Annotated in this window: 24 protein-coding genes; 8 read left to right on the top strand and 16 right to left on the bottom strand. The window is 72.0% G+C overall.

Translation table 11 applies throughout. From position 1 onward, the window contains the following. Positions 1-7 precede the first annotated feature (7 nt). Complete coding sequence (locus tag ACZ7C5_RS14165) at positions 8-676, bottom strand: papain-like cysteine protease family protein (RefSeq protein ID WP_401083017.1); 669 nt, start codon at positions 674-676, stop codon at positions 8-10. Between the two features lie 295 nt (positions 677-971). Between ACZ7C5_RS14165 and ACZ7C5_RS14160 the strand changes: the two genes are divergently transcribed. Then, positions 972-1,904: a hypothetical protein gene (locus tag ACZ7C5_RS14160; RefSeq protein ID WP_401083723.1), complete on the top strand. Its 933-nt coding sequence runs from the start codon at positions 972-974 to the stop codon at positions 1,902-1,904. 58 nt (positions 1,905-1,962) lie between these two features. Here ACZ7C5_RS14160 and ACZ7C5_RS14155 read toward each other — a convergent pair whose 3' ends face one another. The 4 genes from ACZ7C5_RS14155 to ACZ7C5_RS14140 all read right to left on the bottom strand — a co-directional run bounded on the left by ACZ7C5_RS14155 (position 1,963) and on the right by ACZ7C5_RS14140 (position 7,225). Beyond that, complete coding sequence (locus tag ACZ7C5_RS14155; RefSeq protein ID WP_401083014.1) at positions 1,963-2,823, bottom strand: GNAT family N-acetyltransferase; 861 nt, start codon at positions 2,821-2,823, stop codon at positions 1,963-1,965. A gap of 116 nt (positions 2,824-2,939) precedes the next feature. After that, positions 2,940-4,979, bottom strand: a complete 2,040-nt coding sequence (locus ACZ7C5_RS14150; RefSeq protein ID WP_188299681.1) for a thioredoxin domain-containing protein — start codon at positions 4,977-4,979, stop codon at positions 2,940-2,942. Between the two features lie 137 nt (positions 4,980-5,116). Next, positions 5,117-6,412 (bottom strand): MFS transporter, encoded by a 1,296-nt coding sequence (locus ACZ7C5_RS14145; protein ID WP_401083008.1) that lies wholly within the window; start codon positions 6,410-6,412, stop codon positions 5,117-5,119. Between the two features lie 108 nt (positions 6,413-6,520). Next, positions 6,521-7,225: an SDR family oxidoreductase gene (locus ACZ7C5_RS14140; RefSeq protein ID WP_401083005.1), complete on the bottom strand. Its 705-nt coding sequence runs from the start codon at positions 7,223-7,225 to the stop codon at positions 6,521-6,523. Positions 7,226-7,304: 79 nt separating this feature from the next. Here ACZ7C5_RS14140 and ACZ7C5_RS14135 point away from each other — a divergent pair, with 79 nt between their 5' ends. After that, entirely contained in the window at positions 7,305-7,664 is a 360-nt protein-coding gene (locus ACZ7C5_RS14135; RefSeq protein ID WP_188299683.1) for a winged helix-turn-helix transcriptional regulator, read from the top strand. 100 nt (positions 7,665-7,764) lie between these two features. Here the strand turns inward: ACZ7C5_RS14135 and ACZ7C5_RS14130 are convergent, their stop codons facing one another. The 6 genes from ACZ7C5_RS14130 to ACZ7C5_RS14105 form a co-directional block, all read right to left on the bottom strand. After that, on the bottom strand, positions 7,765-8,667 hold the full coding sequence (locus ACZ7C5_RS14130; RefSeq protein WP_401083000.1) for a PhzF family phenazine biosynthesis protein: 903 nt from the start codon (positions 8,665-8,667) through the stop codon (positions 7,765-7,767). A 7-nt stretch (positions 8,668-8,674) separates the two neighbouring features. After that, complete coding sequence (locus ACZ7C5_RS14125) at positions 8,675-9,553, bottom strand: phytanoyl-CoA dioxygenase family protein (RefSeq protein WP_401082997.1); 879 nt, start codon at positions 9,551-9,553, stop codon at positions 8,675-8,677. 323 nt (positions 9,554-9,876) lie between these two features. Then, positions 9,877-10,626 (bottom strand): iron-containing redox enzyme family protein, encoded by a 750-nt coding sequence (locus ACZ7C5_RS14120; RefSeq protein WP_401082995.1) that lies wholly within the window; start codon positions 10,624-10,626, stop codon positions 9,877-9,879. A gap of 66 nt (positions 10,627-10,692) precedes the next feature. Then, positions 10,693-12,009 (bottom strand): ATP-grasp domain-containing protein, encoded by a 1,317-nt coding sequence (locus ACZ7C5_RS14115; protein ID WP_401082992.1) that lies wholly within the window; start codon positions 12,007-12,009, stop codon positions 10,693-10,695. 32 nt (positions 12,010-12,041) lie between these two features. Further along, positions 12,042-13,148 carry a DUF1611 domain-containing protein gene (locus ACZ7C5_RS14110; RefSeq protein WP_401082989.1) on the bottom strand — a complete coding sequence of 369 codons (1,107 nt, stop codon included), beginning with the start codon at positions 13,146-13,148 and terminating at the stop codon, positions 12,042-12,044. A 45-nt stretch (positions 13,149-13,193) separates the two neighbouring features. Further along, positions 13,194-14,435: an ATP-grasp domain-containing protein gene (locus ACZ7C5_RS14105; RefSeq protein ID WP_401082986.1), complete on the bottom strand. Its 1,242-nt coding sequence runs from the start codon at positions 14,433-14,435 to the stop codon at positions 13,194-13,196. Between the two features lie 549 nt (positions 14,436-14,984). Between ACZ7C5_RS14105 and ACZ7C5_RS14100 the strand changes: the two genes are divergently transcribed. The 4 genes from ACZ7C5_RS14100 to ACZ7C5_RS14085 all read left to right on the top strand — a co-directional run bounded on the left by ACZ7C5_RS14100 (position 14,985) and on the right by ACZ7C5_RS14085 (position 19,313). Next, positions 14,985-15,488: a flavin reductase family protein gene (locus tag ACZ7C5_RS14100; protein ID WP_401082983.1), complete on the top strand. Its 504-nt coding sequence runs from the start codon at positions 14,985-14,987 to the stop codon at positions 15,486-15,488. A 32-nt stretch (positions 15,489-15,520) separates the two neighbouring features. After that, positions 15,521-17,113 (top strand): 3-phosphoshikimate 1-carboxyvinyltransferase, encoded by a 1,593-nt coding sequence (aroA, locus tag ACZ7C5_RS14095; protein ID WP_401082980.1) that lies wholly within the window; start codon positions 15,521-15,523, stop codon positions 17,111-17,113. Positions 17,114-17,289: 176 nt separating this feature from the next. Then, positions 17,290-18,357 (top strand): histidinol-phosphate transaminase, encoded by a 1,068-nt coding sequence (gene hisC, locus ACZ7C5_RS14090; protein ID WP_401082977.1) that lies wholly within the window; start codon positions 17,290-17,292, stop codon positions 18,355-18,357. Positions 18,358-18,506: 149 nt separating this feature from the next. Continuing rightward, positions 18,507-19,313 carry an alpha/beta fold hydrolase gene (locus ACZ7C5_RS14085; RefSeq protein ID WP_401082974.1) on the top strand — a complete coding sequence of 269 codons (807 nt, stop codon included), beginning with the start codon at positions 18,507-18,509 and terminating at the stop codon, positions 19,311-19,313. Between the two features lie 196 nt (positions 19,314-19,509). Here ACZ7C5_RS14085 and ACZ7C5_RS14080 read toward each other — a convergent pair whose 3' ends face one another. The 4 genes from ACZ7C5_RS14080 to mca all read right to left on the bottom strand — a co-directional run bounded on the left by ACZ7C5_RS14080 (position 19,510) and on the right by mca (position 24,167). Further along, on the bottom strand, positions 19,510-19,995 hold the full coding sequence (locus tag ACZ7C5_RS14080; protein ID WP_401082971.1) for a response regulator transcription factor: 486 nt from the start codon (positions 19,993-19,995) through the stop codon (positions 19,510-19,512). A 1,442-nt stretch (positions 19,996-21,437) separates the two neighbouring features. Beyond that, positions 21,438-22,535: an LLM class flavin-dependent oxidoreductase gene (locus ACZ7C5_RS14075; protein WP_401082968.1), complete on the bottom strand. Its 1,098-nt coding sequence runs from the start codon at positions 22,533-22,535 to the stop codon at positions 21,438-21,440. Between the two features lie 485 nt (positions 22,536-23,020). After that, the gene (locus tag ACZ7C5_RS14070) at positions 23,021-23,212 is read right to left on the bottom strand and encodes a hypothetical protein (RefSeq protein ID WP_188297641.1); all 192 of its coding nucleotides are present in this window, start codon (positions 23,210-23,212) and stop codon (positions 23,021-23,023) included. A gap of 49 nt (positions 23,213-23,261) precedes the next feature. Continuing rightward, positions 23,262-24,167, bottom strand: coding sequence for a mycothiol conjugate amidase Mca (gene mca, locus ACZ7C5_RS14065; RefSeq protein WP_188297640.1), 906 nt, complete (start codon positions 24,165-24,167; stop codon positions 23,262-23,264). A 244-nt stretch (positions 24,168-24,411) separates the two neighbouring features. Here mca and ACZ7C5_RS14060 point away from each other — a divergent pair, with 244 nt between their 5' ends. Together ACZ7C5_RS14060 and greA are read left to right on the top strand one after the other, a co-directional pair. Beyond that, positions 24,412-24,825 (top strand): DUF4307 domain-containing protein, encoded by a 414-nt coding sequence (locus tag ACZ7C5_RS14060; RefSeq protein WP_401082963.1) that lies wholly within the window; start codon positions 24,412-24,414, stop codon positions 24,823-24,825. A gap of 365 nt (positions 24,826-25,190) precedes the next feature. Then, positions 25,191-25,691 carry a transcription elongation factor GreA gene (gene greA, locus ACZ7C5_RS14055; RefSeq protein WP_401082961.1) on the top strand — a complete coding sequence of 167 codons (501 nt, stop codon included), beginning with the start codon at positions 25,191-25,193 and terminating at the stop codon, positions 25,689-25,691. 78 nt (positions 25,692-25,769) lie between these two features. On the opposite strand, the gene ACZ7C5_RS14050 is transcribed toward greA, so the two are convergent. After that, a complete protein-coding gene (locus tag ACZ7C5_RS14050; RefSeq protein WP_401082958.1) occupies positions 25,770-26,627 on the bottom strand; it encodes an ABC transporter permease in 858 nt (285 codons plus the stop codon). Between the last annotated feature and the right edge of the window lies 1 nt (position 26,628).

The raw sequence follows: 26,628 nt of genomic DNA, 5'->3' as shown, positions 1-26,628 counted from the left end.
GTCGCCCTCACGCGCCGATCCGGTACAGGGAGTGGGTCCACGAGAACGTGCTGTTGTTCACGTAGTACCGGTAATCCGCCCAGTTGTAGCGGTAGTTGGAGGGCCATGGGTCGCCCCAGTAGACCCAGTTGTTCGCGGTGTCGTAGCCGTACAGGACGTGCATGTGTCCGCCGCCCGAGCTCCACTGGATGCGCGTCTCGACCGGGCGGTCGGCGTTCACCTCGGACTGCACGGTGCCGTAGTTCAGGTACCCGTTGACGTAGGAACCCGGGGTGATGCCGACCCGGCTCAGCCCGTTCTGCACATCGCCCAGCGTGGCCTGGCTGTTGGGGCAGCCGGAGTCGGCGGAGCGGCCGAACGAGACGTTGCAGAACTGGTTCTGGCTGTAGTTGTAGCCGTACCAGGTGGCGATGGTGTTCCCGCTCGCCGCCCAGCACCAGTTGGTCTGCTGTTGCTGCTGCATGGTGATGTTGAGCTTCTTGTACGTGCCGGCCAGGTCGGCCGTGCTGCCGGGCGCGGCGGCCCGGCGGACCTGGTGCACGGCCCGGTCCTGGGCCTGACCCTGGGCGGGAGCGGCGATCGCGGGCGCCGCCACCGCGGCGGTGAGCGCCGGGCCCAGCACGCCGAGGGCGAGCAGTGAGACCGCGCGGCGCAGCCGTATCCGTGGAACTGGCATGGGGGGATGCCTCCTTGCACGAGTGGAGCGAGGTGCTGTGTGGGGGCGCGGTCCGGATCGCGCCCCGAGCATCGCGCCTCGTCAGGGGCGGGTCAACGGCCCTCGGTGGGGCCGGGACCGAGGTGTGAACGGGCGGACCCGGATGTGAACGGTGCCCGGGAAACCTCCGCGTGGCAGGCCGGAACCGGTGACAAACCGCCACACCGATGTGAATATTCACGGTCAAACACCGGTGCGTCCGGGCGGTCCGTCCGAGCGGTCCGGGCGCCGGACCGCCCGCCCCCAGGAGGCCGCCATCCACCGGAGCGACCCAGCCGACCTCGCCGCCGCCCTGCGCACCGGCCCGTTCCACCTCGCCCTGCGCACCGCGATCTCCGCCCGGGGCCTCGCCCTGCACCGCATCCGCCGCCACCTCGCCCTGCGCGGCGTCACCGTCGGCCTCACCAGCCTCAGTTACTGGCAGCAGGGCCGCCGCCGCCCCGAACGCGCCGAGTCACTGCGCGCCGTCGCCGCCCTCGAAGAGGTCCTCGACCTCCCCGAGCACTCCCTCACCCGGCTGCTCGGCCCCCGCCGCGCCGCCGAGCCCGCCCCGGCCGGCCCGCCCGTGCTCCCGTACCGCGACCTCATCTCCCCGGCCGTCGCCGTCGACGGCCTGCTCGCCACCCTGGCCGGCCCGCGCGACACCGGGCTGCACACCATCACCCACATCGAACGCGTCCGGATCGGCCCCGACCGCCGGCTCACCCGCCGCGACTCCCAGCACGCACTGCGCGCCCACCGCGACGGCATCGACCGCTACCTCGCCCTCTACCAGGGCGACCCGGGCAGCGACATCACCCGCGTCGGCGTCCGCGCCGAGGAGAACTGCCGCCCCGGCCGCATCCGCCGCGACCAGGCCCACCACCTGCTCGCCGCCGAACTCCTCCTCGACCGCCGGCTACGCGCAGGCGACACCCACCTGCTCGGCTACGGCTTCGACGACGCCCCCTCCCCCGGCCCCAGCTGCGAGTACGTCCGCGGCCTCAACTCCGGCGCCGGCCAGTACGTCCTCCAGATCGCCTTCCACCCCGCCGCCCTCCCCGTCCGGTGCCACCGTTTCGCGCTCCACTCCCCCGGCGAGCTCCCGTACGAGACCGAGGAACTCACCCTCGACGGCCACCACTGCGTCCACCTGGTCGCCACGGCACTGCGGCCGTGCCTCCTGGGCATCCGGTGGGACTGGGAGTGACGGCCGGCCGGGCCCACGGCGGCCGTCGGCCGGTGCGGGCCCGGCCGCCGCGGCGCCTCTAGGCCGGCCCGAAGTCCACGGTCAGGGCGTCCTCCACCGGCAGGTAGCCGATCTGCCGGTAGATGGAGTTGCTGGTCGGATTGGCGAGGTCCGTGTAGAGCAGGACCTCGGTGGCGCCGCGGGCGAGGAGGTGGGCCGAGGTGGCGGCAGTGACGGCGGTGCCGTAGCCGCGGCCGCGGCTCTCGGCGGGGGTGTAGACCGGGCCGACGCGGGACATGCCGACGAGGATCGGGCTGCTGCCGGCCAGGGCGACCGGGCGGCCTTCGTCCTCCCACAGGTGCAGGCAGCCGGCCGCGGTCCGCTCGTCCACCGCCCGTGGCACGTCGGGGAGTTCGACCCCGGCCTCGACCAGGAACTCCTCGTACCAGCGGATCGCCAGCTCGCGGTCGGCCGGTTCGGCCAGCCGGTGGCGGCCCGCGGGCGGGCGCGGCGGGTCGGCCAACTCGCCGAGCCGGTAGAGCCGTTCGTCGAAACGGACGGACTGCCCGGCGCCGGTGGCCGCCGTCCAGGCCCCGGCGAAGGCGCGAACCGCCTCGGCGCCCCCGCCGACCCCGGTGACCGTGGTGAACTCCGGCCCGGCTGCGGCCAGTTCGACCGCCAGCTCGGCGGCCGCGGCCGGTGGCATGAAGGAGAGCCGGGGGGCGAACGGCGGCGTCTGGAGGAAGGCGCCGCCGACCGGACCGTCCTCCTCGGCCCGCCACCAGCCGAAGACCGGCCGGTCACCGAACACGGTCAGTCCGGACTCGGCCAGCCGGTGCGCGATGGTGAGCAGAACGGTGTTCTCGGCGGGGCGGGCGGCCAGGAAGGCGCCCGCCTCCTCGCGGAACTCGTCGAGGGAGGTGGTGAAAGTCCAGGTCATGACCCATGATGACGCCGGCCCGGGTTCGCTCGCAAACGATATTTCGACCGATCTCGAAGTACCGCGAACGTCCGCCGATCCGTCGAGCCGCCGCCGGGCCGCCGGCCGGGCCGCCGCTACTCGACCGCCGCGCCCAGCTTCTCCGCCAGCACCGCCGGATCGGTGGTCGGGGCGTCGCAGGCGAAGTGCCGGCAGACGTACGCCGCGGGCGCCCCGCCGACCAGCGGCCGGTCGGCCAGCAGTGGCACCTCGGCCTCCCCCGGCGCGCCGACCGCGACGACCGTCCCCGGCGCCGTCCCGAGCAGCGCGGCCCGCCGCAGCGCCGCGGTGGCCGGGTCGCCGTCCGGGCCGACCACCGCGACCTCGCGCGGCCCGTCGACCAGCGCCTCCGCGACGGCGAGGCCCCAGCCGATGAACCGCGGGGCCCGTCCGGCGAGCGCGCCGACCACGCCGAGGGCGCGCTCGGCGGCCGTGCGGTGCCGGTCGGAGCCGGTGTACGCGGCGTACGTGAGCAGGGCGCCGGCGGCCGCCGTCCAGCCGGACGGAGTGGCGTTGTCCGTCGGGTCCTGCGGGCGGCGGATCAGCTCCTCGGCGTCGTCGGCGGTGTCGTAGAGCGCACCGGAGGCCTCGTCGGTGAAGTGCTTGAGCACGGTGTCGAGCAGACCGCCCGCGAGCTGGAGCCAGGAGGCGTCGCCGGTGACGGCGTACAGCGCGAGGAAGCCCTCGGCGGTGTCCGCGTAGTCCTCCAGCACACCGGCGTTGGCGCCGGCCCGGCCGTCCCTGGAGGTGCGCAGCAGCCGGCCGTCCGGGGTGAGGTGGACGGCGAGCAGCAGGTCGGCGGCGCGTTCGGCGGCCTCGACCAGGTCGGGGCGCTCCAGCAGCGCGCCGGTCTCCGCGAGCGCGGCGACGGCCAGGCCGTTCCAGGCGGCGACCACCTTGTCGTCCCTGGCCGGGGCGGGCCGGGCCGTCCGGGCCTCGGCCAGCCGCGCCCGGATCGCCTCGTACTCGGCGAAGTCCTCGGGTTCGGCGAGGAGTTGGAGTACCGAGGTGCCGTGCTCGAAGGTGCCCTCGGCGGTGACGGTGAACAGCCGGGCGGCGGTGGCCGCGTCGGCGGGGCCGAGCAGGTCGACGAGCTGGCCGGGCTCCCACACGTAGTAGGCGCCCTCGGCGGACTTCCCGGTCTCCTCGTCCAGGCTGTCGGCGTCCAGCGCGGAGGCGAACGCGCCCTCGGGCGTGCGGAGTTCGCGCAGCAGGAAGTCTGCCGTGGAGAGCGCGACCCGGCGGGCCAGCGGATCGCCGGTCGCCCGCCACAGGTGCAGGTAGGCGCGCAGCAGCAGGGCGTTGTCGTAGAGCATCTTCTCGAAGTGCGGCACCACCCAGCCGGCGTCCACCGCGTACCGGGCGAAGCCGCCGGCGAGCTGGTCGTGGATGCCGCCGCGCGCCATCGCCCCGCCGGTGCGGACGGCCATCTCCAGCGCCGCCTCCGAGCCGGTCCTGGCGTGGTGGCGCAGCAGGAACTCCAGCACCATGGCCGGCGGGAACTTGGGCGCGCCGCCGAAGCCGCCGCGGTTCTGGTCGAAGTCGCGGCTGAGGGTCACCAGCGCCTGGTGCAGGTCGGCCTCGCCGGGCGGGTGGTGGGCGCCGGCCGAGTAGACGGCGGCCCGCTCGGCCAGGTCGGCGCGGATCCTCCCGGCGACCTCGCCGACCTCCTGCCGCCGGTCCCGCCAGGCCGCGTCGACGCCCTCCAGCACCTGCCGGAAGGACGGCATCCCGTGCCGGGGCTGCGGCGGGAAGTAGGTGCCGAAGTAGAACGGCTCCTTCCCCGGGGTGAGGAACACCGTCATCGGCCACCCGCCCTGCCCGGTCGCGGCCTGCACCGCCTCCATGTACACGGCGTCGACGTCCGGCCGCTCCTCCCGGTCCACCTTGACCGCGACGAACCGCTCGTTGAGGTACCCGGCGAGCCCGGCGTCCTCGAAGCTCTCATGCGCCATCACGTGACACCAGTGGCAGGCGGCGTAGCCGACGCTCAGCAGCACCGGCACGCCGCGCCGCTCCGCCTCGGCGAACGCCTCCGGCCCCCAGGGCCACCAGTCGACCGGGTTGTCGGCGTGTTGCAGCAGATACGGCGAGGTCGCGTCGGCGAGACGATTCACCCTGCCACCCTCTCACGCCGCCGCCCGTCCGTGCCGGACCCGCAGCCGGGTGGCCGGCCCCGAAGCGACCGGCCGGGACACGGGGACCTGCTCGTGCCGCCCGGGACATCACCGGCCGGCGGGCGGAGGCGGGCGGTCTAACCCGGGCTGTGTGTGCGCGTGCGGTCGGACCACCTCACGACGAGCGGTACGACCTGCCCGGCGACGAGGAAGAGCGCTCCCATGGCGAGCCAGCCCGGCGCGCCCCAGCCGATGCAGACCAGGCCGAGCACCGGCGGGCCGATCGCGTTGGACAGGCCCTGGCCGATGGCGAACAGGCCCGAGTACTGGCCCTGCGCGTGCTCGGGGGCGAGGCCGAAGGACAGCTCGAACGAGGCGGCGGTGTACCACAGTTCGCCCACGGTGAGGGCGACTACGCCGAGCACGACGACGACCACGGCGACCCAGCCGGGCGCGCCGCCCGCCGCCGCGATGAGGGCGGTGGAGAAGAGGAACGCGACCCCCGCGCGGCGCGCCGTGCGGCCGGCCGACGCGTTGTCGTCGACGCCGCGGCTGACCCGCACCTGGAGGCAGACCACGAGGGCGGTGTTGACGGCCACGCTCGCGCCGACGAACCACCGGGGCGCGTCGGTGCGCCCGATGATCCACAGCGGCAGGGCGAAGATCAGCACCTGGTTCTGGATGGACATGATGCCGTCCAGGACGGTGAGCACCACGTACGGCTTGTCCTTCAGGGCCGGCCAGCGGCTGCCTCCCGCCGGGACCTCCACCGGTGGCACGGACGGGACGCGGAAGGAGACGGCCGCGGAGACCAGGAACATGACGGCGGTGCCGAGGATGAGGCACACGTACGCGGTCCTGGTGTCCAGCTGGACGGCGACGCCGGCCGCGAGGGCTCCGCAGCCGACGGCGATGTTGTTGAGGGCACGGAGGTAGGAGCGGTAGCGGGTGGGGTTCGGGGCGCCCAGGGCGCGGGTCAGCGGGCCGCGGGCGGCCGTGCCGGCCGAGACGGCGAGCTCGGCCACGCACAGGCACGCGATCAGCGCCGGGAAGGAGCGCACGAACACCAGTCCCGCCACGGCGACGGCCTGCACCAGGAGCGTGAGCCGGAAGACCTCGCGCGGTCCGTACCGGTCGGCCAGGTGGCCCACGGGGATGCCGGCGGCGAGTCCGATCAGGGCGGCGGCGCCCAGGGCGAATCCGACCTGGGCGACCGGGAGGCCCACGGAGCGGGTGAAGAACAGCGCGGCCCCGGCGATGAAGAGGCCCTTGCCGATCTGGTTGACGAAGGTCGTGCCGGCGAAGGCCCGTTTGGGGCCCGTCTCGGGTATGAGGCCGCGGGCCACCAGCCAGGCCGACAACCCTCGCCCGGCGTCCTTCCCGGCCGGCGGCTCGATCCGTTCGCCGGGCTGGCGCTGACTGGTGGTGTCCAACTGACTGTCCCTCCGACTCCGTGATGGCTGTGCCCGGGCGCCCTCATGTGCCGGGCCCTCCGGGCCCGATGGGCCCGGAGGGCCCGGAGGACGAGGACGGTCCGCGCGTCAGGCGGTCTTGTGGCGGGCGCCGCCCTCGATGTGGATCGTCTCGCCGGAGACGAAGCCCGCCCGGAGGAGCCACATCACCGTGTCGACGACGTCGTCGGTCTCGCCGTGCCGCCCGACGAGGGTCCCGGCCGCGCTCTTGTCCAGCAGGGCGGCCTTCTTGTCGCCGAGGCGGTCCCACGAGCCCGAGTCCACGACGCCGGGCGAGACGGCGTTGACCCGGACCGGCGCCAGATCCGCCGCCAGGTGGCGCGCGGCGTACTCGAGCGCACCGTTCGTGACTCCCTTGACCAGCGAGCCAGGCCCGGGGCGCCAGCCGACCACGCCGGAGAACAGCACCAACGACCCGGTCGGCCGGAGCACCGGCGCGAAGTGCTTGGCGACCAGCATCGGGCCGACCACCTTCGCCGTGAACGCGGCCACCAGCTTGTCGCGGTCCAGCTCGGTCGCGCGGACGTCGTGCGGCGCCGAACCGGTCGTCACGATGTGGTCGACGCCGTCCTTCAGCCGGTCCGCCGCGGCCGCGATCGTCGACTCGTCCTGTAGATCGATCCGCACCGCCGTGGCGCCGATCTCGCTCGCCAGCGCCTCGGCCGCGGCCAGGTCGCGGGCACCGACGACGACGTCGTACCCGTCCTTCTTCGCCCGCCTCGCGACGGCCGCGCCGAGCGCCCGTGCACCGCCGATGACCAGGATCCGCTCCATGGTTCGCACTCCCTCTCGTAGGATCGGGTGCAACGGTATGGATTTGATACCGGTATCTTCAACGAAACCGGAGGCAGTGATGGGCAAGGCGTACAACGTGATGGCGGCGACCTGCCCGAGCCGCATGGTGCTGCACCGCATCGGCGCCCGGTGGACCGTGTTCGTCGTCAACGCCCTGGAGGACGGACCGCGCCGCTTCGGCGAGTTGAAGGGGCACATCCGGGACATCACCCCGAAGGTCCTGACCGAGACGCTGCGCTCCCTGGAGGCCGACGGTCTGGTCAGCCGGCACGAGTACGACGAGAATCCGCCCCGCGTCGAGTACGCGCTCACCCCGCTGGGCCGCTCCCTGCTCGTCCCGCTCCGTGCCGTACGGCGCTGGGCCGAGGAACACGTCCCGGACATCGAGGCGGCCCGGGCCCGCCGGCCGGGTCTCTGACCCAGGGGTCGACGGCCCGGGCGCGAGAGTCGGCCGGGCGGGTAGTCACCGTACGGACACGCCGAACTGACGAGACGTCAGTCAGTGGCCCCGGCTGCCCTCAGGAGTCCTGGACTCCCGGTCCCTCGGTCAGGACCCGTGCGGCGCCACCGACTTCGACGCTCAGGTCCGGTCCCGACGTGGCGGTGACGGTGGCCGGGCTGCCGAGGGAATCGCCCATGTCGACGGCGATCCGGTGGGTGCCCCGGCCGGCCAGGTGCGCGGCGAGACAGGCCGTGCTGTTGGCGTTGGCGAGGTCCTCGGGAACGCCGATCGAGGGGGCGAACATCCGGGCCGCCAGCCCGCCGTCGGGCGAGGGTTCCGAGTGGACGTACGCGCCGAGCAGGCCGAGCCGGTCGCAGACCGCCCTGAGGCGGTCGAGGTCGGGGCGCAGCCCGGCGACCACGGCCCGGGTGGGGACCGGCACCAGGATGCGTTCGCGGCCCACGCCGGCGATCCGGAGGTTGGGCCCGGTCTCGTGCGGTGCGAGGCCGAGGGCCGGCAGCACGAGGGCGCGTTCCTCCTCGGTGGGTTCGCGCAGATCGACGGGGCCCGGGTCGAAGGCGGCGGTGATCAGCTCGCCGGACCGCTCGGCCCGCCCGGCGAAGACCCGGCCCCCGGCCCGGAGGGTGGCGCGGTAGGGCCCGGCGCCGCCGTGCCGTGCGGCGAGGAGGGCGAGGGCGGCGATCGTGCCGTGCCCGCAGGCGGGCAGTTCCTCCTCCGCGGTGAAGAAGCGCAGCTCGGTCGTGTCGCCGGCCCGACGTACGTACACGGCGTGCGAGACGCCGTGGGCCACCGCGGTCCGGCGCCGCTCGTCGTCGCCCGGCCGCGCGCCGTCCGTGCCCCCCACGTCGGCCGCCCCGTCCGCGTCGTCCGCGTCGTCCTCCAGGACGACGGCCGTGGGGCTGCCGCCCGCGCCGCCCCGCAGGCAGGCGCGGACGACCGTCACGTTCGGCGTGCTCACGGGGCTGTCACTTCGCCTCGTCCAGTGTGGCGTACCCGGTGGCCGCCGCGGCCGCGCCCTGGTTGGCGCCCTCCTGGAGCTGGAAGAGCGAGCCGAAGGGGCGCTCCGCGAGCGGGAGGCGCCACGTCCCGGCCTCCACCCGCGCCGTGTCCGACACCTTGCCGCGCAGCAACTTCACGCCCGCCTCGTTGTGGCCGGCGTGCGCGCCGAAGTGGATCGGGTAGGCGTCGGCCGCCCGGTAGGCCGGGAGGAAGGCACGGCGGTACCGGTCGGAGCGGTTCGGGGAGGAGTAGTGCAGGAGCAGGGGGTGGATGAAGACCACGCTGCCCGCGGGTGCCTCGATGGCCACGGCCTGCGCCGGGTCGGGGGCGTCGGCGCCCACGACCTTGCCGCGGAAGAAGCCGTCGACGTAGTGGTCGGCGAGGCGGTGGTGGGAGCCGGGGACGGCCTGGAGTGCGGAGTTCTCGGTGGTGGTGTCGTCGAGGTAGACGAGGGCTGTCACCAGGTCGGTGTTGGTGTGCGGGTAGTAGGCGAAGTCCTGGTGCCAGTCCACGACGCTGCCCACCTGCGGGGCCTTGAGGTGGAGCTTGCTGTAGTGGAACAGGATGTCGGGGCCGATGAGCGCCTCGACGCGGTCGAGCAGCAGGGGGTGGGCGGCGGCCCGCTCGAACGCGGAGTGCTGCTTGGTGGGCGACCAGATCCGGCGCGCCATGCCGTTGTCGCCGGGCTCCACTTCGGCGACGGCGCCGATGTCGGAGACGTTCAGGATCTCCGTGATGGCGCTGTTGAGCTCGGCGACCTCACTCGGATCGAAGAGGCGTTCGGCGACCACGAAGCCGTTCTCGCGGTACTCCTTGACGAACGCGGCTGTGTCGGGTACGGACATGGCGGAGTTCCTCTCTCCTGCGTGGCGGCGGTGCGATGAGGGTGCGGCTGGTGCGGGTCCGCCGGGCGACGACCGCCCGGCGGACCCGCGACAGCTGGAGGGCGCCGTCGACCGGTAACCCCGCACGGGCCGGGGCGGGCGGCCGCGAGTGCCCCGGCCCGGGCACCGGAGGACCGCCCGCCGTGCCTCCGGTCCGGTGCGTCCGGTGCGTCCGGTGCGGGGCCGCGTACGGTCCCCGTGGTTCCCCCGACCGGTTCACCCCGCAGGCGCCCGAGGTCCCCGCACGCCGGCCCGGTCGTCGGCGCGGGCCCTGGACGTACGGGTCAGACGGTGGCCCGCGCGTGCTTGGCGACGGTGTCCTCGTAGATCTCCCGGAAGAACAGCGCGAGGATCTCCTGGACGTCGTCGATGTACTTGAACACCTTCTGGAAGTCCTCCTCGCTGAAGATCAGCTGGTGGAGGATGTCCCACATCTCCTGGGAGTGGTCCTCGGTGGTGTCGACGTGGAGGTGGGCGGCCTGCCCCTTGACGTTCTCCTTGCCGAGCCGGTCCTGGAGGTTCTCGACGATGGCCGGCTGGAGCTTCACCTGGGTGTACTCCACCAGGTAGTTGGAGACGACCGGCGCGAGGACCGACTCGTGCTCCAGGGCGTAGTAGAAGAAGCCCTCCAGAAGACGGGTGGAGAGGTAGGGCTCGGTGGCGAGGATCTCCTCCTCGGTGACACCGGCGGCCTCGGCGTCGCTGACGTACAGCTTGTCGTGCAGCATCTCGTCGGCCTGGTACTGCGCGTAGTCGCGGGCGGCCCTCGGCGCGATCTGGGCGATCTTGTAGATGGCCTTGGACTGGCTGACCCGGGAGAGGCGGATCCGCCACACGTGCTCGATGAGGGTGCGGCGGTAGTACGCCTGGTGGAGCTCGGGCTCGGTCAGGTGGGACGCGAAGGGGACGGTGGCCTTCCACTCCGCCATCTTCTTGTCCATGTAGCGGTCGAGCTCGGCCTTCTTCAGACGGCTCTGCTCCTCGTTGTAGAACGGCTTCGGGTAGGTGATCCCGGAGTTCTGCACGCGGTTCATCGCGTTCTCCTTCACAAGAGGGTTCGCGTGGGACGTTCACGGAAGGGTCGGAGTGTGGTGCCGTGGTCAGCGGTAGCGGACGTGGAAGTGCTCCGTCGCGTGCCGGTCGAGGAAGGCGGTCTCGGCCTCCAGGTCGTCCGCCGCCACGTCCCACAGGGCGTCCATCAGGCAGATTCCCCGGTCGGACGCCTCGAGTTCGGTTCCCTCCGCCACGTGGACGCGCAGGATCCGGGGCGGACGGGTGGGCGGCTCGAAGCGGATCGCGTCGACGGTCCGCCCCTTCTCGCCGTACTTGCTGAGGAACACGGTCGCCCGGGTGGGCGCGCCGGTGCGCAGGGCCTCCAGCTGGGAGGCGCGGGTGAGCCGGTCGTGGAAGGCGTCCTGCTCGGCGTCGGGCAGCAGCAGGGACTCGGTCCACAGGTCCAGGAGGGAGTGGCCGGTGACGGTCCGGACGCTGGCGTTGATGAGGCTGCCGCCCATCCGGGGGTTGATCTCGATGATCTCCCAGCGCTTCCTCGACTCCCAGTACTTGACCTCGATGTGGAAGACGCCGGCGATCATCCCGTGCTCCGCCAGCGCGGCGAGGCAGCGGGTGACGTGGTCGGCCCCCTCCAGGACGAGTTCACGGTCGAGGCTCACCGGCGGGCTGACCGACATCCCCTCCAGGGTGGTCCGCTCCAGGCGTTCCACGCGGGCCTTCTCGTGGACGCACAGGTGGTGGACCCGGCCGTCGAGGACGAAGGTCTCGAAGCTGAACTCCGGGCCCTCGACGTACTCCTCGACGAGGAAGTCGTACCGGTCCATGAAGATCGCCTTCATCCGCCGGTCGGCGCGCATCTGCTCCTGGAGCGCGGGCAGGTCGGCCAGGTCGTCGACGTCGTCCAGGAGGAAGGTCGCGAAGGACGAGGCGCCGCGCACCGGCTTGACGAACCACCGTGTGGAGGGGTCGAGTTCGGGCTTCGCGCCGGGGGCGAGCCGGTGGAGCCTGACCTCGCTCAGCCCCGCGGCGAAGAGGTGCCGGCGCAGTTCGTACTTGTCGAGGCAGAGGCGCAGCACGGCCGCGGCGGAGTCGTGCGCGCCGAGCCGCTCGTTGAGCTCCGCCATCAGCAGCCGGTAGCCCTCGAAGCTGGCGATGGCGGCCTCGACCCGGTAGCCCCGGTCGGCGAGTTCACGGACGGCCTTGTCGAGGTCGCCGGAGCACAGTTCGGGTTCCTCGGTGACCACGCTGTCCGCCAGGTGGCGGCGGCTCGCCTCCAGGACCTCCGGCGCCTCCGGCCGGGAGCTGAGGGCGACCAGGGCCAGATCGAGCCCGGCGGTGGCTGCGGCGATCTCCTCGGTGTACGACTTGCCCTGGTGCATGAGGAGCAGGATCGCTCTCTTCATCGGTGCATCTCCTCGGAGTTCCGGGGCCGCTCTCAGCGCCGGCGGCCGGACAGCCGGTCCGCGGTCTCGCGCTGGTGGGCGCGCAGGATCTCCACGAGCCGGGCGGCGCCGCCCTCGCGGACCGGGTCGACGACGGGCAGTCCGGTGTCGGCCTCCAGCTTCTCGGCCTCGCGGCGGTAGTCCTCCTCGGAGAAGCCGAAGCTGTTGACGCTGACGGCGGCGACCTTGGCGGGCCGTTCGAAGACGGAGAGCTCCTCGTTCATACGGATGAGCTCGGGGATGGGGATGATGGGCGTGTCCCAGACCTTGGTGCGCTCGGCGCCGAGGCGGTGACAGAAGACCAGGGCGTGCGGCAGGGCGCCGTGCAGGATCGCGAGGGCGACACCGCTGAACCCGATGTGGTTGAGCGAACCCTGGCCCTCGACGACGACCCACTCGTTGCCGGCCGCGGCCTCCATGACGACCTGCTCGACGGCGCCGGCCATGAAGTCGCCGGGCACGCCGTCGACCGCGAAGCCGTGGCCGGAGATCAGCATGCCGCTCTGGCCGGTGGCGGCGAAGCCGGTGCTGATGCCGATGCGGTTGGCCTCGTGCCAGATCTGCAGGGCCGCGGTCTTCTTGCCGATGTTGGAGTCGCTGCCGCAGGTGTGGACGACCCAGGTGTCCAGGTCCAGGACCCGGGCCCTGTTGAGCCGCACCGGCGGGGTGTCCTTGGTCTCCCAGACGGTGACGCCCTTCTCCCGGAGGGCACCGGCGATGTCCGGGTCGCCGGCGAGGCGGTAGTGGATCGAGTTGATCAGGTGCAGGCCGTTCCGGACGGCGGCGAGGATGTGCGGCTTCCAGTTCGGGGGCAGGTCCGCGGAGTGCAGGCCCTTGCCGATGATCATGACTTCGGGGCCCAGGTGCAGAGCGTCCTCGACCCGGCTGACGATCGGGATCGCGCCGCCGTAGCCGAGGACGTCCTGCACGGTCCGGCCGGCCTGGAGGCTGTCGATCACGGCGACGCAGCGGTCCCCGTTGTAGCGGACCAGTGAGGCGGCGATCTTGCTCGTGAAGAGTCCGAAGCATTCTTCGGCGAACAGTACGAACTTCTTCTCAACCAGCTCCGCATGGCTCAACTGGCCCACGTCTTCCTCCATGGACTCGACGGTTCTACGGCCGGGGCACGCGATGGTTCGGGCGGTCTACGGGACGGGCTCGGCCGTCAGGCGGTACTGCGCACTCGCCTGGCGCACGGCCTCCTCGATCTGCTCCTGGGTGCCGCCCCGGAACAGGAAACGGCCGCCCTGGAGCGTGGCGTACGAGCCGGGCCTGGAGATCAGGACCTCACCCGGCCTTGGCACCAACTCGCGGTACACATACGGGATGTGACCCAGGAGCGAGGTGGCGGCGGTGACCTTCTGGGGCAGCGGCTTGGGCCCCTGGATGATCAGCCAGCCGCCGCTCAGCTCCGGGTCGGGGACCGGCAGGTCCACCGGACGGCCGAGCAGCACGTCGACCCACAGCCGCCACAGGTTCACGCCGTGGACGTCGTCGATGACATAGGACACGTCGGCACCCGGCACCCGCGCCCCGACCTCCAGGAACACCAACTCGTCGCCGGTGTCGAAGAGTTCCAGATGGAAGGCGGAGCTGCGCAGACCGAGCGCGACCAGGCAGCGCACGGCGAAGTCCTCGCAGCGGCCGCGCACCGCGGGGTCGGTCTGGAAGACCGAGCCGAGCGGCGCGCCCAGCACCTCGAAGTCCAGGCAGGTGGAGATGTAGCGCGAGGTGCACAGGAACAGCGGCTTGCCCTCGGCGTCCAGGACACCGTCGACGTGCAGGATCTCGCCCTGCACGAACTCCTCGATCTCCAGGTCGTCCAGGCTCCGTTCGGCGCACAGGGCCCGCAGTTCCTCGGCCGAGGCGATCTCGCGCACGCCCTGGCTGGACGCCCCTCGCACCGGCTTGACGATCACGGGGTAGCCGAACTCCTCGGCGGCCGCGAGGATCTGCTCCTCGGTGCGGCAGGACGCCCAGCGCGGCACGCGGAGGCCGGCCCGCGACACCCGCTCCTTCATGACGGTCTTGTCGCGGAACCGGGCGGTCTCCTCGATGCCGGAGCCCGGGATGCCGTACCGCTCGCGCAGGGTCGCCGCGAGGTCGAGCAGCATCTCGGAGAAGCCGATGACGTGGTCGAACGGGCCCTCGTCGCGGACGACCGCGTCGACGAGCCTCAGCACACCGTCCACGTCGCCGAAGTCCGGTACGACGTGCACCCGTTCGGCGTCGGCGGGCACTCCGCTGCGACCGCCCTCGTCGCAGAGGTACGTGACGCGGTCGGTCTCCGGGTCGAAGACCAGGTCGGGAGCGGCGAGGCGGTTCTCCCAGCGTCGCTCGTCCTCGTACAAGGGCCAGCGGGTCAAGAACAGGATTGCGCTGGACATGGATCGCCTCACGGTTCACAGGAAGCATGGATGCGCCCGGCCACAGGCCGGTTTGACAGCGGCGAACGGCGGGCCTTTCGGGCCCGAAGGACGAACCCGGACCTGAATCCCGGGAACAGCCCTCGACGTGTTGATCGCGCTGCCACAGCCTCGCACGGGACCGGCCTGGTCAGAATAGGACCTAGGTCCCGCCCCCCGGGGCCCGGTGATACCGCTGAGCACCGGCGACGGCGTCTTCCCTCGGCGACGAAGGACCCCGACCGCCCGGCACCGGAAACGCCATGGGCAGATGGACCTATTGCCGCACCCGCCGCACGGGACGCAGAATTCCCATCGTGCCCTCCACCTTCGGCGGAGGGCCGCCCTGCGCGCCGGGAGGGTTCCACGAACTTCCGCCCCGGCACCGAAGCGCCCGATCGAAGCGCCCGACGGTGGAACGACACGCTCCCGCGCCGCGGACAACGCCGATGCCGCACCCAGCGGGGACACGGCCCCGCAGCCGGGCTTCACATCCGGACTCAAATTCGCGGGACAGGTGGTGATGCTGTCGTGACGGAGCGAACGGAGACCGTACGGCGGGCGAGCTCCGAGGAATTCCGGTCGGCGATGGCCCGGTTCGCGGCCGGGGTCGTGGTGGTGACGACCCTGGACGACGGCGGACTGCCGCGCGGCTTCACGGCGAGTTCGTTCTGCTCGGTGTCGCTGGACCCGCCGCTGGTCCTGGTCTGTCTGGCGAACTCGGCCGACTCCTTCGCGGCGTTCGACTCGTGCGGGCACTTCGCGGTGAGCGTGCTTGGCCCCGAACACCGGCCGCTGGCAGAGCAGTTCGCGACCAAGGGTGCCGACAAGTTCGCCTCGGGCGGTCTGTCCCTGACGCCCGGCGGACTGCCGGCCGTCGCGGGCGCGCTCGTCGAGCTGGACTGCGAGATGTACGCCAGACACCCGGCCGGGGACCACACGATCCTGATCGGCCGGGTGTCGGGCGCGCGCCTGGAAGAAGGCACGGGAACGCCCATGATCTATTACGAGAAGTCCTTCCGGGTCCTGGCCTGAGAAGGCGGGGCTGCCCGGCGGCCGGAAACGCCATGGGTAGATGGACCTATTGCCGCCCCCGCTCCACGGGACACAGAATTCCCATTGCGCCCTCCACGCCGGCGGAGGGCTGCCACGCGCGCCAGGAGGGTTCTCCGAACTCCCGCCCCGACATCGAAGCGCCGAGCGGTGGGATGACCTGTTCTCGCTCCGCGGACAATGCCGGCCCCGGACGTCAAAGCGACATCGCCTGCAAGAAACCAGACGGCGAACGATGCGAAACGGGAGACATGAGGATGCTGCTGAAGGTTGATCCGATCGATTCCTTCTCCGGAACTTTTCGCGTCCCTTCTTCGAAACCGGAGACGCAACGGGCAATTCTGACCGGCACACTGGCCGAGGGAACGTCACGCGTCTACAACGACCTCCGTTGCGACGAGACGGAGACGATGAAGAACGCGTGCCGTGCCTTCGGCGCCGAGATCACCGAGCACGACGGGTTCCTGGAGATCCAGGGCATCGGAGGGGCTCTCCCGGACATCCGGCGGGTCATCCAGTCCCGCGGCTCGGGTCTGGTGTTCCGCGTCGTGACGGCGCTGGCCTCCGCGCTGCCGTCGCCGGTCGTGGTGACGGCCGACGCGACCCTGCGCAGGCGCGTGATGGAGCCCCTGCTGGAGGCGCTGCGCGAACTGGGCGCGGACATCGAGTCGATCGTCGACGAGAACAAGGCCCCGGTCGTCAACTGGGGAGGCGGCCTGAAGGGCGGCACCTGCCGGCTGCCGGGCGACATCAGCTCGCAGTTCATCACCGCCATCCTGTTCGCCGCGCCGCTGGCCGAAGGCCCGGTGGAGATCGAGGTGACGGGCGAGGTCTACTCCCAGTCGTACATCCGGCAGACGCTGGCGAGCCTGACCGACGCCGGCATCAAGGTGTCCGCGTCGGAGGACATGCGTCACTACCAGGTGGAGCCCTCCTCCTACCAGGCCCAGGACGTCACCACGCACGAGGACTACACCTCCGCCTCGTACCTGCTGGCCGCCGCCGCGCTCTTCCCCGGCCGGACCGTCCTGACCAACGTGTACGGCGACAGCATGCAGGGCGAGTTCGCGATCGTCCCGATCCTGGAGCAGCTCGGGGTGAGCGTCACCTTCGACCGGGACACCCTGTCGCTGACCGTCGACAACCCGCCGGGCAGCCTGTGCGGCGACTTCGCGGTGGATGTGCGGGACTGCCCCAACATCGTGCCCACGCTCGCCGCCCTCGGGGCGTACGTGCAGGGCAGCCTGCGGGTGACCGGCGGGCGCCTCACCCGGTTCCACAAGGCGTCGCGCATCGAGGCCATGGCCGCCGAACTGACCCGCGCGGGCGTGGACATCGAGGTCCTGTACGACGACGGGGTCTGCGACGGCTTCGAGGTCCGCGGCGCGCGGACGTACCCCGGCGGAGTGACGCTGTCCAGCTGGGGCGACCACCGCATCTTCATGTCGCTGTTCGTGGCCGGCCTGCGGATGCAGTCCGCCAACCGGTTCTCGGGCTACGAGGACGTCCGGCTGTCCTTCCCCAGCTTCATGGAGGAGTTCGCCAGGGCGGGGGTCCTGACCACGGCCGTCGAGGAGGAGGACGCGCCCGCCGGGGCCGCCGGCTGATCCCAGGGGTGTCGGCGCGCGGGCCGGATCTCCCGCCCGCGCGCCTCGTCGCGGCGCACGGCTCCCCGGGTCCGGGGCGCCCGGACTCCCGGACTCCCGGACTCCCGGACTCCCGGACTCCCGGATGAACGACGCCCCCGCACCACCGTCCGCTCCCCCGTTCAGGAAGTTCCCCCATGCCCTCTGCACCTGTCCCCCGGCTGCGCGCCGATGTCTCCGGGCTGCCGCGCTACGTCCCGGGCCGGGCCGCGCCCAGCGACCTGGTGGACAAGTTGTCGTCGAACGAGAACCCCTACCCCCCGCTGCCGTCGGTCGTCGCCGCGGTGCGCGAGGAGCTGGGACGCGTCAACCGCTACCCCGACGCGAAGAGCGGTGAACTGGTCGCGGAGCTGTCCGCGGCCCTCGCGGTGCCCCCGGAGCACCTCGTGCCCGGCACCGGATCGCTCGGCGTCACCAAGGACCTGTTGTGCGCCGCGGCCGGTGACGGGGACGAAGTGCTGTTCGCCTGGCGCTCGTTCGAGGCGTACCCGATGCTCGTCTGGGCCACCGGGGCCACCCCCGTGCAGATTCCGCTGCGTGACGAGCGGCACGATCTGGAGGCCATGGCCGACGCGGTGACGGAACGCACCCGCATGGTCGTCGTGTGCAACCCCAACAACCCGACCGGCACGGCCGTGCACCGCGGCGAACTCGAGCGCTTCCTCGACCGGGTGCCCGGCGACGTGCTGGTGGTGCTCGACGAGGCGTACCGCGAGTTCGTCGACGACGCCGACGTACCCGACGGCATCGAGCTCTACCGCGACCGTCCCAACGTCGCCGTCCTGCGCACCTTCTCCAAGGCGTACGGGCTGGCACGGCTGCGCGTCGGCTACGCGGTCGCGCATCCGCCGGTCGCGGCCGCGCTGCGCGCCTGCACCGTGCCGTTCGGCGTCAGCGGCCTCGCCCAGGCCGCCGCGCGTGCCTCGCTGGCGGCGGAACCCGAACTGCTGGAGCGGGTCCGGACCCTGGTGGCCGAGCGCACCCGGGTCACCCGCGCCCTGCGGGCCGCGGGCTGGAGCGTTCCCGACAGCCAGGCCAACTTCGTCTGGCTGCGCCTCGGTTCGCACTCGCCGGCGTTCGCCGACGCGTGCGAGGCGGCGGGAGTCATGGTGCGCCCCTTCGGCGACGAGGGGGTGCGGATCACCATCGGCACTCCCGAGCAGAACGACCGGCTGCTGAAGATCGCGGGCGACTGGCGGATCTGAGAGGGACCCGCCGCGGATCCCGCGCAGCAGCCCCCGTTCGGCAGAACCTCGATAGCGCTCCTGCCGCGTGCTTCTTCGGGCTACCGTGAGGAGGACCCATGACACCACGCGCCGCCCCCGTGCCCCGTGTGCCCGTTCGAAGGACGTCGATGACCGAACCCGGCCGGCCGGCCCCGACCTTCGCCCGCGCCCAGGACGGCACCGCCTTGGCCTACCAGCACCGCGGGGAGGGGCCGCCGCTGGTACTGCTCCCCGGGCAGGCCAACGACCACCACTGGTGGGACGGCGTGCGCGAGGACTTCCACACCGTGCGCTCCACCGTCACCCTGGACCCGCGCGGCACGGGCGCCAGCGACAAGCCCGAAGGGCCGTACTCCGTCCGGCAGTTCGCGGACGACGTCGTCGCGGTCCTGGACGCGCTCGGCATCACGCGCGCCGACGTGTACGGCACCTCGATGGGCGGCCGGGTCGCGCAGTGGCTCGCGATCCGCCACCCGGAGCGGGTCCGCCGGCTGGTCCTGGGTTGCACCTCCCCGGGCGGTCCGCACGCCGTGGAGCGCGACGCGTCGGTACGGCGGTCCCTCGCGCGGCCGGATCCGGAGGCCGTCCGCCGCGAGCTGACCGACCTGATGTACTCCCCCGCCTGGCAGGCCGCGCATCCCGGCCCCTACCGCACCCTCGGCGACCCCCACATGCCCTCCCACGCGCGCCGCGCCCACCTCGTCGCCAGCAACGGGCACGACGCGTGGAGCGAACTGCCGGGCATCGGGGCCCCCACCCTGGTCCTCCACGGCGGCCAGGACCGGCTCACCCCGCCGGACAACCTCCGGCTGCTCGCCTCGCGCATCCCCGGTGCCCGGACGCACCTCTTCCCGGGCGCCCGGCACGCCTACTTCGAGGAGTGCCGGGACGAGGCGGGCCGGCTGGTGCGGAGGTTCCTCGTCGAGGAGGGATGACGGTGAGCGGCAGCGCCCTGCCGTCGACCGGCCGGTACGGCGAGACCCGGGCCGTGGTCCCGGCGTCGGCGTCGGCGGTGCGACGGCCCCGGGTCAGCGGACCGGCTCGCGACACCGACCCGACGCGACCGCGGAGGAACGAGCGCACCGGGCGGCAGCGGAGATCCCCCGGGGAGGAGGTCCGGCTGCGAGCCGCTCAGGAAGCGAGGCCGACGCACTGGGCGTAGAGCGCGGCCTGGGTGCGGTGAGCGGCGCCGATCTTCAGGTAGATGCTGCTGAGGTGGTTCTTCACGGTCTTCTCGGAGATGTCAAGTCTTCGGGCGATGACCCGATTGCTCAACCCCCGTGCCAGCAACCGGAGTACGCCCCGCTCGCGCGCGGTGAGGGCCGGGCCGGTCGGCGGCGAGCCCTCCTCGGGGACGGGATCGGACGCCGGAGCGGAGGCCGGGGCGGACGGAGTCGCTTTCCCCGGATCGGGCAGGCCGACGTGTCGGGCGTAGAGCGCGGCCTGCGTGCGGTCGGTGGCGCCGATCTTCAGGTAGATGCTGCTGAGGTGGTTCTTCACGGTCTTCTCGGAGATGTCCAGCCTTCGGGCGATGAGCCGGTTGCTCAGCCCCCCGGCCAGCAGTCCGAGCACATCTAACTCCCGGCAGGTGAGTTTTGTGGCCAGCGCTTCTTCCACGTCCTGTCTCCTCTTTCCTTCTCTCGAAGAGCATGAGAAAAAACGTCCAGGGGCTTCAATCACACGGCACCCCCGGCGCTGAGCGCTGAGCGGTGAGCGGTGAGCGGTGAGCGGTGAGTGCCGGCAGGTCACCCGGCGGCGGCGGTCACGGCAGGCGGCCCGACATCCGGCCCGGCCCCGACGTGCGGGCCGGCAGGACGTCGGAAGGGGCGGAGGGGGGCGGAGGGGGGCGGAGGGGGCCTCGATCCGGGCAAGGGGGCGGAGATTCCGGAGGGTGGCGTCCACGACGGTCTTCCGCCACTCGTCACCGGGGGGCACCGGCCGGGGCGGCGACCTCGCTTCCGGCCTCTCCCGGCCGGGCCGGGCCCTGACATCGGCACCGGCACCGGCACCGGCATTGGCACCGGCACCGGCACCGGCACCGGCCAAGCCGTAATCCTGCCGGGTGGATAGAATTTCGCTGCCGGATCGACGGCTCCCGGATGGGGAGTACCGCCCTGAATACAGAAGCCCGGCGAATCGATGGGAAGTGCACATAGGCAGGACGTCAATGCAATCTCCCCCTGTGTGAGCGCACCAATTGTTCGCAGACGAAAATGGCAACGCTGTGAAGAATCGGTGGCTCGACCACGAAGCAGCGCTTCACGGTCAGGCGAAGGTGTCCCCCTTGATGCTCGCTCAAGACGCAGACTGAAACTGCTCAAACACATTCCAGGCTACACGCTGGTCCAATCGGTCGGCCAGTGTTCGCTGTCAAAATCCGGCGCCCACCCAAAGCCACCGGCACCCCGTCATGGGGCGAGGGGCGGTGGAACGGCGGATTCCACATCGGGCCGGCCCGGCGGGCCCATTCGCAGCCGACCGGGCTCCGGTGTCGGGCAGCCGTGGGATTGCCCGGAAGCCGGCGATCCGGTTTCGGCCGCCGGCCGGGCCCCGGTGCGGGTGGCGAATGTGCGCCGGCGGACGCATGCGACCTCGGGAAAACCGAGAAAAGCCCAGCTGACGGCATTGTCGAAGGAGAAATCCGTCGCGGCCCGGCCGCTGGCGTCACCGCCGAGGCAAGGCGCCCGCGTCGTCACCGGAGGTGGCCCTCGCGCGGGGCCGTGCTCCCGGCTCGCGTCCCGGAGGCGGCCTCGGCGGCTGCGATGGCGGCGGGTGCGCCGGCGGCAGGGGTCCGCCGGGCGCTCGGGGCGCCGGAAACAGGGCCCGCACCGTGGTCGAGGCGGCGGAACACGGCAGCGGTCGGAGCGGGTGGCCTCCGGAAGCGGTTCGTCCTGGCGAGGCGGGCGAAACGTTCGGAACCGCCGGGACGCACCCACACCCGGCAACCCGCCGGCACCCGGCACCTCAGGGCATCTCGACACCCGGGAAGGCACCGGCGCCGCCCACGCCCGCGCGCAGCGTGACCGACTCACGCTGCGCGGCGCTGGGGGCGCCGGCCCTCACACCACCTGCCCGGCGCGTTCGTGCCGGCGCAACAGCGGCAGCACCCGGGTGTAGAAGATCCGCATCTCCTCCTGCGTCGGCCAGCCCGAGAAGATGAACTCGCTGACCCCGGCCGCCTTGTACTCGTAGAGGTACGCCGCGACCTCCTCGTAGCTGCCCACCACGCAGAGAGCCGGCCCGCCGCGATACGCGACGGCACCGGAGAACAGCATGGGAGAAATCCAGTCGGATTCCGCGGTGTCGGCCAGCTGGAAGGACGTCTTCACCGCCACGGAATCGGAGGAGGCCACCGCGGCTGCGATCCGCTTCCGGTGCTCCTCGTCGGGATTGCCCATCAGCTCGGCGAGATCCGCCAGCGCTTCCTCGCGGCTCTCCCTCGCCAGCACGTGCATGCGGGTTCCCACCCGGCCGCCCTGCGTCAGCACGGACTTCGCCGCCGCGGCCATTCCCTCGGGGGTGTCGCCGTACCGCAGCCAGCAGTCGCCGTGGTCCACAGCGGTCTGCTGCGCCACCTCCGAGGCCCCGCTGATGTAGATCTCGGGACGGCCTCCGCCCTTGTATCCCAGGCCGATCTGCGCGTCCTTGATGCGATAGTGCTCGCCCTCGAAGGACAGCGGGGTCTCATTCCGCCAGAATCGGTGGAGAATGTCCAGGAACTCGTTGGAGCGCGCATAGCGCTCGTCGTGCGCGAGAAAGTCCCCGTAATAGGCCTGCTCGGCCGGGGAGGTGCCGGCGACCAGGTTGAGGGATATCCGCCCGTCCGACATCCACGAGACCGTGTTGACCACCTGGGCGAAGAGCGTCGGCGAAAGCAGTCCGGGACGGTAGGCGAGGAGGAACTTGACGCGCTTGGTCTCGCGGACCAGGGCGCCGAGCATCGGGAGCGGATCAGGCATGTGGAAGCCGATCCCCATGAGGAGCGAGTCCACGCCCAGGCTGTCCGCTTCCTGGGCGAATTCGACGATCTCGTCGAAGTCGAGCTGGCCGACCTGGTATTTCCCCGACGCCTTCCGCTGCCCGCTGAGCGGCGAGTTCCAGTGCACTCTCAGCTCGTTCGAGCCCGACTGCGGTTGGCTTGACAGGCCGCTCACCACCAAGACCCCACCTTCCGATTGCTCGAAATCCGATGCCCGGGCCGCGGTACGCGAAAATCAGTCGGCCAGTGAACGGATTCGGTCCTGGCGGATCCCCGGGTGGTTCCCCAACATGTTGATCGCGCGGCCTCAGCCTCGCATGGTTCCCGCTTGGTCAAAATAGGACCTAGGTCCCGGCGCCCCGGCGTACGCCGGGGCGCCGGGAGATTATTTGATCTTGTGTGGTGTGACGGCCGGCGGGCCGTGTCCAAGTCCTCGATGAGCACCCGAGCTTCGGCACTTCCGGCGTCCGCCGTGTCCGGCCGACGGCCCCCGGGCCGAGGCGGACTCGCATCCGTGGAGCAGCCGGAGCGGCCGCCCCGTACCCCGCCCAGCGCACCACGGTCTGCCACGGCCACGTCATGGCTCGGGATCCTACGAAGCCGGACGGGCCGCCGGGACCGCTTCACCGAAGGCCGGCCCCACGGGCGGGGTCGGCCGCCGGCTCACTCCTTCGGGGCCTCCGGCTCCTCGACGAAATCGACCTTCTTGAACTGCCGGTTCATCGACTTGGCCAGGAACCAGGTCGCGACGCCGAGGGCGGCGAAGACGACGAAGCCGAGCAGGCCGGGGGTGACCTTGGCGTCGTCGACGGCGAGGTCAGCGGCGAGATGGACGAGGTTCACGGAGGCACTCATATCTCTATGGTGGCCCGGCTCACGGGGAGCCGGGCCCTCGGGGGGTGGTTCAGTCGCGCGTGTCGGCGGCCTCGGCCACCAGGGTGGGGGTGCGCAGACCGGCGAACAGGTCGTCCTCCGGCAGGTCCACGTCGACCAGGGTACGGGCGAGTTCGTAGTCCTCGGTGGGCCAGACCTCGCGCTGGACCTCCAGGGGAACGCGGAACCACGGGCCGTCCGGGTCGATCTGGGTCGCGTGGGCGATCAGCGCGCGGTCGCGGGTCTCGAACCAGTCGTCGCAGCGGACCCGGGTGGTGATCTCGCGCTCCTTGCGGCCGCTCTTCTCCCAGCCCTCGATCCACTCCCCGTACGGCGACTCGTGGCCGTGCTCGGTGAGGTACGCGTGCAGGGCCCGGATGCGGCCCATCGGGAAGCCGTGGTTGTAGTACAGCTTGAGCGGCTGCCAGGGCTCGCCGGCCTCCGGGTAGGCGTCCGGGTCGCCCGCGGCGTCGAAGGCCAGCATGGTGATCTTGTGGGTCATGATGTGGTCCGGGTGCGGGTAGCCGCCGTTCTCGTCGTAGGTCGTGATGACCTGCGGCCTGAACTCGCGGATCAGCCGGACCAGCGGCTCCGCCGCCTCCTTGACGTCCTGGAGGGCGAAGCAGCCCTCGGGCAGCGGGGGCAGCGGGTCCCCCTCGGGCAGCCCGGAGTCCACGAAGCCCAGCCAGGCCTGCCGGACGCCGAGGATCGCCCGCGCCTCGTCCATCTCCTTGCGGCGCACCTCGTGGATGTTCTCCTCGATGTACGGGTCCCCCTGGAGCTTGGGGTTGAGGACCGACCCGCGCTCGCCCCCCGTGCAGGTGGCCACCAGCACGTCCACGCCCTGCTCGACGTACCTGGCCATGGTGGCCGCGCCCTTGCTGGACTCGTCGTCCGGGTGGGCGTGCACCGCCATCAGTCGCAACTGCTCAGTCAACGCCTTGCGTTCCTTCCACACTCGTCGGGCGTTCCGCGGAGTCCGGGTCTGCCCACCGTACGAACCGCTCACTTCGGGACCGCGTCGCCGCGGGGCCGGGCCGCTGAACGTCGCCGGCGCGGCCGAGCCCTGCCCCCGCCGGACCGGCCGCGGGCGTGCCCCTCCTATAGTGACGGACTGGAGGTCCGTCGCATTCCCCCGCACCACCCCGCGCGGCCCCTCCCCCAGGAGAGGACGGAGTCCGATGAGTGCAGACACCACCGCCGCCCGGCTGCCCGAGGGGCGCTACGGCCGCGGCGGCACCCGTGACTCGGACCGCCGCCTGAAGGTGATCGGCGCGGTCTGCGGCCTGCTCGGCCTGGGCCTGATCGCCTGGCTGGGCGGCTCCTACCTGCTGCGCGAGTCGAAGATCAACGGCTCGGTGCCGACCTTCCAGGTACTCTCCGACTCCGAGGTCCAGCTGCACCTCACCGTGCGCAAGGGCGACGGGCAGGCCGGCACCTGTACGGTCCGCTCGCAGGCCGACGACCACGCGGTGGTCGGGGTGGCCGACTTCCCGGTCCCGGCGGCCGGCTCCAGCTACGACGCGGTGGTCACCCTGCGCACCACCGCGCGCGGCACCACCGCCGAACTGCTGGGCTGCACCCCGGCCAAGTAGCGCGCACCCCGCGTCACGCCCCGGCGCCCCGGCGCCACGCCCCTCGCGCCCCCGCGCCACACGCCCGGCCGCGCGCCCCGCACGGCGCACCCGTCACCGGCGGCGCGCATATTCGATCCGGGGAGCGGGCATCCGTAGAGGGTTCCGCGCCCCGTTGCCGTACACCCCGGCGCAACGCCGCCGTCAATGGCGCGCGAACGCCTCTCCCGCATGTCGGCAGGACTTGTTAGGCTCGTGGTTTCGCCCCTTCCGCACCGGATGGTACGGGAGCGGGCGTTGCTTTGTAGTTGAGACCGATATCACCACCGACCCTGCTGACGACTCACACCCTCAGCACAGCCCCCCAGCACCTACGAGGAGCACCCGTGACCCAGACCAGTGAGAACGTGACCTGGCTCACTCAGGCCGGCTACGACCAGCTCAAGGCCGAGCTGGACCACCTGACCGGGCCCTGGCGCATCGAGATCGCCCAGAAGATCGAGGCGGCGCGCGAGGAGGGCGACCTCAAGGAGAACGCCGGCTACCACGCGGCGAAGGAGGAGCAGGGCAAGCAGGAGCTGCGCATCCGCCAGCTGACCCAGCTGCTGGAGCGGGCCAAGGTCGGCGAGGCCCCGGCCGACTCGGGCACGGTGGCCCCGGGCATGGTCGTCACGGTCGCCTTCGACGGCGACGAGGACGACCTCATGGAGTTCCTGCTCGCCTCCCGCGAGGTCGCCGGCGCCGACGACCTGGACGTCTACTCGCCGCAGTCCCCGCTGGGCCGCGCGATCGACGGCAAGCGGATCGGCGACGAGGCCACCTACGAGCTGCCGAACGGCAGGCCGGCCATGGTGAAGATCGTCAAGGTCGTGCCGCACGCCGGCTGATCCGGCGCCACGACACGAGGGCGGCCGCGGAGGTCAGGGACTTCCGCGGCCGCCCTCGGCGTTCCGGGCCGGGCCGGGTCAGGCGCTGGACGACCGGTACTTGCGCACCGCCAGCCACGAGAACACCGCGGTGATCACCACCGACCACAGCACCGACACCAGCGCCGCGTGCTGCATCGACCAGGCGCTGTCCACCGGGCCGACCTGGTTGCCGAACAGCACCCGGCAGGCCTGCACGGTGGCGCTGAAGGGGTTCCAGTACGCGATCCCCTGGAGCCAGCCCGGCATCGAGGTGACCGGCACGAAGGCGTTGGACACGAAGGTCAGCGGGAACAGCCAGATCAGTCCGGCCGAGGTGGCAGCCTCGGGGCTGCGCACCGACAGGCCGATCAGCGCGCCGATCCAGGAGAAGGCGTAGCCGAGCAGGAGCAGCAGGCCGAAGGCGCCGAGCGCCTTGAGCAGGCCGTCGTGGATCCGCCAGCCGACCAGCAGCGCGACCAGCGCCAGCACGACCAGGGTGAACGCGGTCTGGCACAGGTCCGCGAGGGTGCGGCCGACCAGCACCGCGGAACGGGCCATCGGCAGCGAGCGGAACCGGTCCACCAGCCCCTTGCTCATGTCCTCCGCGATGCCCGCCGAGGCACCGGCGACGGCGAAGGTGACGGTCTGGGCGAAGATGCCGGCCATCAGGAACTGGATGTACGTGTCCGAGCTGGAGTTCGTGCCGGGGATCTTGATCGCCCCGCCCATCACGTACGAGAACAGCAGCACGAACATGACCGGCTGCATCAGCCCGAAGACGACGATCTCGGGTATGCGGGTCGTCCGGCGCAGGTTCCGTTTGGCGACCACCCAGGAGTCGTGCAGGGCGGCGGAGACCCCCCGGCGCTGCCTGGGCATCGCCGGGCCGATGGCGTGTTCGGTGGCGGTGCCCATC

The sequence above is a fragment of the Kitasatospora sp. NPDC036993 genome (genome assembly GCF_055607525.1).
Note: the sequence above shows the minus strand (reverse complement) of the source record. Positions and strands in the feature narration are given on the sequence as shown.